The sequence below is a fragment of the Streptomyces sp. SID3343 genome (assembly GCF_009865215.1).
In the GTDB taxonomy this organism is placed as follows: Bacteria; Actinomycetota; Actinomycetes; order Streptomycetales; family Streptomycetaceae; genus Embleya.
Genome location: NZ_WWJX01000400.1, coordinates 1 through 716, shown reverse-complemented (window position 1 = coordinate 716; position 716 = coordinate 1). Strand labels below are relative to the sequence as shown.

1 pseudogene is annotated in these 716 nt (G+C 76.7%); it reads left to right on the top strand.

The annotated features are described in order from the left end of the window. Positions 1-716 (top strand): annotated as a pseudogene (locus tag GT354_RS13365) (hypothetical protein); the annotation flags it as partial.

The window sequence follows — 716 nt, the reverse complement described above, 5'->3', positions numbered from 1 at the left end:
CACCGTCGCCGGCGGCGGCCCGAAGGGGACCGTCGGCGACGGCGGGCCCGCGACCGGGGCGGACCTGACCGACCTCGCCGGCGTCGCCGTCGGCCCGGACGGCCGGGTGTACGTGTCCGAGGCCGGGCGGATCCGTGTCGTGAGCCTCGCCGACGGCGTCATCTCCACGTTCGCGGGCAACGGCACCGCCGGCCATGCCGGGGACGGCCTGCCCGCGACGACCGCTTCGGTGTACGGGAAGTCGGGGCTGGCGACCGATCCGTCCGGGCACGTGTACCTGGCCGAGCCGGACAGCCATCGAATCCGCCGGGTCACCGGCCCGGATCCGGTCGCCCCCGTCGTCACGCTCACCTCGCTCCCCCGACCCGAAGGCCCGGACCGCGAGGCGACCGTCGCCTTCACCGTCGACGACCCGACCGCCGACGTGGTCTGCTCCCTCGACGGCGGGGTCGGCGCGTCGTGCGCGTCGCCGTGGCGCGGCGAGAACCTGGGCGTCGGCCCGCACACGCTGGTCGTGACGGCCACGGACCCGGCGGGCAACGCGGGTTCCGCCACCGCGACATGGCGGGTGCTGCCGTCCACGTCGAGCGATCCGACGGCAGCCGCCGCCACGACCTGGCTGGCCCGGGAACTCGCGCGCGGCGACGGCCTTCTGGACCGTGCGGGCGTACCCGATCCGGGCCTGACCACCGACGCGTTGCTCGCCGTGACGGCCG